The sequence below is a fragment of the Streptomyces sp. ISL-36 genome (assembly GCF_018614205.1).
Classification (GTDB): Bacteria; Actinomycetota; Actinomycetes; order Streptomycetales; family Streptomycetaceae; genus Streptomyces.
The window spans coordinates 22,927-30,381 of sequence record NZ_JAGGOS010000110.1; the positions used below are offsets into that span (position 1 = coordinate 22,927).

General features: G+C 71.0%; 6 protein-coding genes. 2 read left to right on the forward strand and 4 right to left on the reverse strand.

Annotated elements, in window-relative coordinates; all coding sequences use genetic code 11:
• Positions 1-101: 101 nt before the first annotated feature.
• Complete coding sequence (locus tag J7E93_RS26640; RefSeq protein ID WP_215072496.1) at positions 102-1,472, forward strand: LCP family protein; 1,371 nt, start codon at positions 102-104, stop codon at positions 1,470-1,472.
• A gap of 241 nt (positions 1,473-1,713) precedes the next feature.
• On the opposite strand, the gene J7E93_RS26645 is transcribed toward J7E93_RS26640, so the two are convergent.
• Complete coding sequence (locus J7E93_RS26645; RefSeq protein ID WP_215072497.1) at positions 1,714-2,247, reverse strand: acyl-CoA thioesterase; 534 nt, start codon at positions 2,245-2,247, stop codon at positions 1,714-1,716.
• A gap of 217 nt (positions 2,248-2,464) precedes the next feature.
• Between J7E93_RS26645 and J7E93_RS26650 the strand changes: the two genes are divergently transcribed.
• Entirely contained in the window at positions 2,465-3,652 is a 1,188-nt protein-coding gene (locus J7E93_RS26650) for an LCP family protein (protein ID WP_374105438.1), read from the forward strand.
• 72 nt (positions 3,653-3,724) lie between these two features.
• On the opposite strand, the gene J7E93_RS26655 is transcribed toward J7E93_RS26650, so the two are convergent.
• The 3 genes from J7E93_RS26655 to J7E93_RS26665 all read right to left on the reverse strand — a co-directional run bounded on the left by J7E93_RS26655 (position 3,725) and on the right by J7E93_RS26665 (position 7,284).
• Positions 3,725-5,245, reverse strand: a complete 1,521-nt coding sequence (locus tag J7E93_RS26655; protein ID WP_308368796.1) for a hypothetical protein — start codon at positions 5,243-5,245, stop codon at positions 3,725-3,727.
• Between the two features lie 86 nt (positions 5,246-5,331).
• Positions 5,332-6,054, reverse strand: a complete 723-nt coding sequence (locus J7E93_RS26660) for a polyprenol monophosphomannose synthase (protein ID WP_251067144.1) — start codon at positions 6,052-6,054, stop codon at positions 5,332-5,334.
• A 147-nt stretch (positions 6,055-6,201) separates the two neighbouring features.
• Entirely contained in the window at positions 6,202-7,284 is a 1,083-nt protein-coding gene (locus tag J7E93_RS26665) for an NDP-sugar synthase (protein ID WP_215072500.1), read from the reverse strand.
• Between the last annotated feature and the right edge of the window lie 171 nt (positions 7,285-7,455).

The following is a 7,455-nucleotide window of genomic DNA, read 5'->3' on the forward strand; positions in this document are numbered from 1 at the left end:
GTCCCCCGGTGCCCACACCGCCCCGCACGCCCCGTCCCCGGCCGGCCGCCCGTCCCGTACCGGCTCGCCGCGTCAGACGGGCCGGGCGGCCACGGTGGGGCATGCGGATGGCGACGACGCTCTCCGTGCTGGTCCTGGGCGCGGGCGGGATCGGCCACGCGGTGGTCACCAGTCTGGACACCGGGATCACCCGGGTCGACCCGTTCAAGGACATGAAGAACCGCCCGCAGGCGGGGCACGGCATGAACCTGCTGGTCGTGGGAACGGACGGGCGGGACAAGATCACCGAGGAGGAGCGCAGGGCGTACCGGCTCGGCGGGGAGCCCTGTCACTGCACCGACACGGTGATGCTGGTCCACATCTCCGAGGACCGGGACCGGGCGAGCGTGGTGAGCCTGCCCCGCGACTCGTACGCCGAGATGCCCGAGCACGTCGACGAGAACAGCGGCAAGCGGCACCAGGCGCATCCGGTGAAGCTGAACGCCGCCTACGCCGAGGGCGGGCCCGGTCTGACGGTGCGGACCGTCGAGAACATGACCGGAGTCAAGATCGACCACTATCTGGAGGTCGACTTCACCAGCTTCATGAAGACGGTCGACGCGGTCGGCGGGGTGCAGATCTGTACGGCGCGGCCGATGAAGGACGCGTACACCGGGCTGGAGCTGACGGCCGGTACGCATGAGCTGACCGGCGGGCAGGCGCTGCAGTACGTGCGCTCGCGCCATGTCGACGGAGCGTCGGACCTCGGTCGGATGCAGCGCCAGCAGCAGTTCCTCGCCGCGCTGATCGACCGGACGACCACCGGCGGTGTGCTGCTCAACCCGGTGAGCTTCCGGGAGGTCGCCACGACCATGCTGGGCTCGGTGCGCGCGGACCGCGGTTTCGGTACGGAGCAGATGCTGGCCCTCGCGAAGGGGATGCGGGGCTTCACCCCGGCGTCGTCGGAGTTCGTCTCGGTGCCGGTCGGGGACGTGAGCTTCCAGGTGAAGGGGATCGGCTCGACGGTGAAGTGGGACGCGCCCAAGGCGCAGAAGCTCTTCCAGGCCCTGCGCGAGGACCGTCCGCTGACCTCGCAGAACTCCCCTGAGGCGGAGACCGGCCCCAAGGTGGTGGACGTGGCGCCGGACACGATCCGCGTCCAGGTCTTCAACGGGACGAGGATCGACGGGCTGGGCCGGAAGGTGGACGAGGCGCTGCGGGCCACGGGCTTCGACACCACGCGCGTCCCGCGCACCGCGGACGGGCCGGAGCGGCGCCGCACGCTCGTCGAGTACGACCCGGGCTGGGACCGGTCGGCGAAGTCCCTGGCCGCCGCGCTGCCCGGGGCGGAGCTGCGGGCCGTGAAGGGGCAGGGCGAGATGCTGCGGGTGACGGCCGGCAGGGACTACAGGGGCGTCACCGCGGTCCGGGCCGCGGAGACGGAGACGGGCAGGGACGAGGCGGTGACCGGGGACCGGGTCGGCTGCCCGTAGGCGGGTCCGAGGGGGTCCTGCCGTAGGCGGGTCTGCGGGGCCCTTCCCGTAGGCGGGTCTGCGGGGTCCTTCCCGTAGGCGTGTCTGCGGGGCCCAGACGGGCGGCGGGTCCGACGGGGGGCGCCCACCCGGCGGCGCGTCCGCGGGGCCCGGGCGAGCGGCGGGTCCGAGGGGTCCTTCCCGTAGGAGCGTCCGCGGGGTCCTGCCCTGCGGCGCGTCCGCGCGTCCTGCCCGGCGGCGGTCAGTCCTCGTAGCCCTCCGCCGCGCGGCGCTCCCGCAGCTCCTTGATGGCGCGGCGGCGGGCCAGCCGGTGGGTGCGGCGGATCTGGGCCTCCTGGTAGCGGCGCTTGTCCTGCTCGGTCTCGGGGAGCACCGGCGGGACGACGCGCGGCTTGCCGTCGGCGTCGACGGCCGCGAAGACCAGGTAGGCGGAGCCGACCTGCTGGGCGGGGGTGGACTCGTTCCAGCGCTCGGCCAGGACGCGGACACCGACCTCCATGGAGGAGCGGCCGGTCCAGTTCACCTGGGCCTTCACATGGACGAGGTCGCCGACGCGTACCGGCTCCAGGAAGACCATCTCGTCCATCGAGGCGGTGACGGCGGGCCCGCCCGAGTGCCGGCCGGCGACCGCCCCGGCCGCGTCGTCGACGAGCTTCATGATCACGCCGCCGTGCACCGTGCCCAGGAGGTTGGTGTCGTGGCTGGTCATGATGTGGCTGAGAGTGGTGCGGGAGGCGGAGGTGGGCTTGCCCGGAATATCGCCCTGATCTGTCATGCCCTCCACCTTATGCCGGGGTCCGGAGCGGTCCCCGCGCCGTCCCCTTTGCATCAGCTTGGCAACAGCGGTGACCCGATACTCCACCCACCCTGTCGGCCCGACCTGGCCGGACGGCACACTGGTCGGCATGAATGATGGGTGGAGCGACGACCGCGGACAGAATCGCGGCTACGGACGTGGCAGCGCGAACGCGCAGCCCGAGGGGGCGCGCGCGATGCGCCATGTGCAGCGTCCGCAGGTCCCCCAGCAGCCGCCGCAGTACGACCCGCAGTACGACCAGGGCCAGGGCTACGGCCAGGGGTACGGGCAGCAGCAGCCCGGCTACGACTCCGGGTACAACACCGGCCAGGTCTACGGCGCCCCGCAGGGCGGAGGCCGGGGCACCGTGCCGCCGCAGTACTCCACGCACCCCGGGCAGCCCGCGCCGGACTGGCGCCGCCGGCTGAAGATCGGCTCGATCGTGCTGGTCGTGGCGGTGGTGGGCTGGAGCGTCGGGACGTACGCCTGGGCCAGCTCGCGGATGCGCAACGAGGTCGATCTCGCCAAGGTCATCGAACGGCCGGCGGAGGGCGACTGCACGACCTATCTGATCGTCGGCTCCGACAGCCGTGAGGGCATGTCGGCCGAGGAGAAGAAGAAGCTCCACACCGGCTCCGCCGAGGGCAAGCGGACCGACTCGATGATGATCCTGGCCGCGTGCGGCAGCGGCAACACGATGATCTCGCTCCCCCGCGACTCGTGGGTCACCATCCCCTCGTTCGTCGGCTCGGAGTCCGGGAAGAAGTACGGCGCCCGCGGCGGCTCGAAGCTCAACGCCGCGTACGCCATGGACGGCCCCGAACTCCTCGTCCGCACCGTCGAGTTCAACACCGGCCTGCGCATCGACCACTACGCGGAGATCGGCTTCGCCGGCTTCGCGAACATCGTGGACGCGCTCGGCGGTGTCGAGATGAACATCGAGAAGGGCTTCAAGGACAAGAAGTCCGGCGCCGACTTCCAGGCGGGCGAGCAGACCCTCAACGGCGAGCAGGCCCTTGCCTTCGTCCGTACCCGGTACGCCTTCGCCGAGTCGGACCTGGCCCGTACGAAGAACCAGCAGAAGTTCCTCTCCGCCCTGGCCAACCAGGCGGCGACGCCGGGCACGATCCTCAACCCGTTCGCGCTGTACCCGACGCTGGGCGCGGGCCTGGACACGCTGATCGTGGACAAGGACATGTCGCTGTACGACCTCGGCAAGATGTTCTTCGCGATGAAGGGCATCAGCGGCGGCGACGGGAAGTCCATGAACATCCCGATCTCGGGCCGCGCGCCCCAGAATTCCCTGAAGTGGGACATGCCGAAGGTGAAGCAGCTGGTGCAGCAGATCCAGAACGACGAGAAGGTCACCGTCGAGGGCAAGTGACCCGGAGCCGGAAGGGGGCGCCCCTCGCACCTGGTGCGAGGGGCGCCCCCTTTCGTGGCGTGTGCCGCCGGGTCAGCCGACGACCCGGTAGAGGATCAGGCCGCCCGGCCCGGTGGCCGTCCTGCGCAGCGCCGGGTCGTCGGCGGGCAGTCCGCCCTCGTCCGCCTTCTGCAGGACCCAGGTCACGTCGTACTTGTGCAGGAGTTCGATCCGCTCCCGACGCGGGGTGTCGGCCGCGAAGTACCGTGCGGTGTCGTCCAGGCGCTGGTCCTCGTCCGGCAGGAAGAAGTCCGGGTAGCCGGGCGCGACCGTGTAGAAGCCGAAGGCCGGAAGCTTCTGGGCCGAGCTCCACTTGGTCATGAACACCTCGCCGTACTTGCCGTACGGCGTGGTCCACCAGTACGTGCCGCCCGGCTTCCACGTCCCCTCGGTGATGTGCGTCGACAGGGCGTCCTGGCGCAGGATGAAGCCCAGCGCGTCCCGCTGTCCCCAGACTCCCACGAGGAGGCCGGCACCGACCGCGGCGCCGAGCAGGACCCGCACCACCTTCCGGCCGCTCTCCACGACGGCGATCGCCGCGGCGATCTGCGCCGGGATGACGACGGCGGGCGCGACCCGGCCGTACGACCACTTGTCGAGGACCGCTCCGGCCACGACCATCGCCACGGCGAGCGCGAACCAGATGACCAGCGGATCACGCCGGTCACGGACGAAGCGCAGCGCCAGCGCGACCACACCGATCAGCACCAGGCAGTACTTCGGGAAGAGGCCGACGTACAGCGCCTTGTGGATGTCCTCCAGGCCACCGATGCCGAAGAGCGAGAAGAAGGAGTAGTACGGCCACAGGGCGAGCACCCCGAGGCCGACCACGAGCGCGCCACCGAGCTTGAGCCACGTCGCCCTGGCCGGCCACGGACGCGCACCGCCCAGGACGCCGACCGCACCGAGGGTGATGACGACGCCGGAGAACTGGTGGCTGAGCATCAGCACGGCCCACATCACGCCCAGGCCCAGGTACGCCGCCCACCCGGTGGCCGCGCCCCGGCGCAGCGCCAGCATGAGCAGAGCCAGGAAGTGGAAGCCGAGGGCGAGGGTGAACGTGCTCGGGTAGGAGACGATCAGGGACAGCGAGGTGAAGCCCAGGAACCCGCTCCACGCGAAGAACTTGGTGCCCCACAGGAACAGGACGCACAGGATCGCGAGCGGGGGCGCCGCCCGGTGCCGGGTGAGGGTCCTGGTGAGGAACCAGATGCCGGTGAGCAGCAGCACGAGGCCGATGACGGCGGCGATGCGCAGGACGTAGAACGTGCCGAGTCCGGTCACCCGCGCGACCAGGGCGAGGAACACCATCCACGGCGAGTAGTACGGGCTGTCCGTGGCCGAGTCGACCATCGGGTTGCCCGGGTGGAACAGGTCGTGCCGCAGCCGCTCGACGGTGGCCGCGTGCACGCCCAGGTCACCGACCCAGGGCAGCCGGATGATCACGAAGACGTACGCGGTCACGACGAGCAGCAGCGCGCCGTGCACGGCGGCGAGCAGGGGCTGCTCGCCGAAGGGCCGCCGCCACCGGGCCACGGCGGGGGACGCGGTCACATCCGCGTCCCCGTGCTCCCCGGCCGCGAGCGGCCGGGGCTCTTCCGTGGTACGAGTCGGTTCTGCGGCGCGAGGGGAGAACGCACTCACCCGCGGCCTCTGGCGCGCGCACGGAGCTTCCACGGCATGGCGATGGACTCGAGCTGCACGGCGAGGTTCATCTTCGACTCGCCGACCGTACGGTCCTCGAAGTGGATCGGGACTTCCATGACCTGGAAGCCACGGCGCAGCGCCGCGTACTTCATCTCCACCTGGAAGCTGTAGCCGGCGCTGTCGACGGAACCGAGGTCGATCGCGCGCAGCGCGTCGGCGCTCCACAGGTTGAAGCCGCCGGTGATGTCGCGGACGCGGGTGCCCAGGATGGTGCTCGCGTAGGCGTTGGCCCAGCGGGAGAGCAGCTTGCGGTGGGCGCCCCACGCGTCGGAGAGCGTGCCGCCGGGTACGTAGCGGCTGCCGACGACGAGACCGGCACCGGTGGAGAGCGCGACGCCGAGCATCTCGGCGACCTTGCCCTCGGGGTGGGAGCCGTCCGCGTCCATCTGCAGGACGTAGGCGGCGCCGTCCTCGACGGCCTTGCTCATGCCGGCCGCGTACGCACGGCCCAGGCCGTCCTTCGCGGTGCGGTGCAGGACCGACATCCGAGGCGTGCCGTCCTCGGTGTGGTACTTCTGCGCGAGCTCCTCGGCGATGTCGCCGGTCCCGTCCGGGGAGGAGTCGTCGACGATGAGCAGCCGCAGCCCGGGGATGTCGAGCCCCATGAGGAGCTCGGCCATGCGCGGCACGTTGCCCGCCTCGTTGTACGTGGGCATGACCACGGTCAGCGGGGTCTGCGCCCACGTGTCGGGGAGAGCGATGCTTCTGCCGGTCGCGGGGTCCTCCACGCCGGGGGTCTTGTGCACACCTGTCACTGGATTACTGCCTCACTGAGGTCGGACGGAACGCGAACTCGGAGCCGTCTATCGGTCCGAGGAGAAGCGCAGCGCGGCGTCGGGAAGCTCTGCCTCGCACCAGACGCGCGCTCCGGAGCGAAGTTCGTTGTCGGCGCCCACCAGGGCGTCGTCGCCGATGACAGCGCCGTCGACGACCGTACGGGCACCGACGGCGGCGCGTGCGCCGACCAGGCTGGCGTTGACGACGGAGTCGGGTCCGACGACCGCGCCCTCGAGCACAATGGATCCGCTGACGACCGCGCCGGCCTCGATCCTGGCGCCCGCTCCCACCACGGTACCGCCGGACAGCTTCGCGCCCTCGGCGACGGTGGCGCCGGGGAGGACCAGGGCCTCGCCGCGCGGGCCGGGCACCGCCGGGGAGGAGACGACCCCGCGGACCAGGTCCGCGGAGGCCTGGACGAAGGACTCCGGCTTGCCGAGGTCCAGCCAGTAGGTGTCCTCGGTCTTGCCGTACAGCTTGGCTCCGGCGGCGAGCAGGCCGGGGAAGGTCTCGCGCTCGACCGAGACGGGCCGGCCGCCCGGGATGGCGTCGATGACCGAACGGCGGAAGACGTAGCAGCCGGCGTTGATCTGGTCGGTGACGATCTCCTCGGGCGTCTGCGGCTTCTCGGTGAAGGCCAGCACCCGGCTCTCGGAGTCGGTGGGCACCAGGCCGAACGCGCGGGGGTCGGCGACGCGGACCAGGTGCAGCGAGACGTCGGCCTCGGCCGCCGTGTGGGACTCGACCAGGCCGCGGATGTCCAGGCCGGTGAGGATGTCACCGTTGAACACCAGGACCGGCTCGTCGGGGCCGCTGGTCAGAAGCTCGGCCGCGTTGCGGATGGCACCGCCCGTGCCGAGCGGCTCGTCCTCGACGACGTACTCGAGGTGGACGCCGAAGTCGGAACCGTCACCGAAGTAGGGTTCGAAGACCTCTGCGAGATAGCAGGTGGCCATGACGATGTGGGTGACGCCCGCAGCGGCCGCCCTGGCTATCTGGTGGGCGAGGAACGGCACGCCCGCGGCTGGGACCATGGGCTTGGGCGTGTTCACCGTGACAGGCCTGAGCCGCGTCCCCTGCCCGCCGACCAGCAGGACCGCTTCCGTCATTGTCTTCCCCAACACGTTCGGGTGTACGAAGCGCTAAATCTAGCCCACCCGAGGATGTTCGATGACCGAAGGCGGCCCCCTCAAACCGCCTTCGGTCGTGACAATGACAACGCCGCCCGGGTCCCCGGTTACGGGAGGTTGCGGGCCATCACGATGCGCTGGACCTGGTTG

Coding starts and splice junctions, on each gene's coding strand:
- J7E93_RS26640 (WP_215072496.1), top strand. CDS start 102: ATGCGGATGGCGACGACGCTCTCCGTGCTGGTCCTGGGCGCGGGCGGG.
- J7E93_RS26645 (WP_215072497.1), bottom strand. CDS start 2,247: ATGACAGATCAGGGCGATATTCCGGGCAAGCCCACCTCCGCCTCCCGC.
- J7E93_RS26650 (WP_374105438.1), top strand. CDS start 2,465: ATGCGCCATGTGCAGCGTCCGCAGGTCCCCCAGCAGCCGCCGCAGTAC.
- J7E93_RS26660 (WP_251067144.1), bottom strand. CDS start 6,054: ATGCCCACGTACAACGAGGCGGGCAACGTGCCGCGCATGGCCGAGCTC.
- J7E93_RS26665 (WP_215072500.1), bottom strand. CDS start 7,284: ATGACGGAAGCGGTCCTGCTGGTCGGCGGGCAGGGGACGCGGCTCAGG.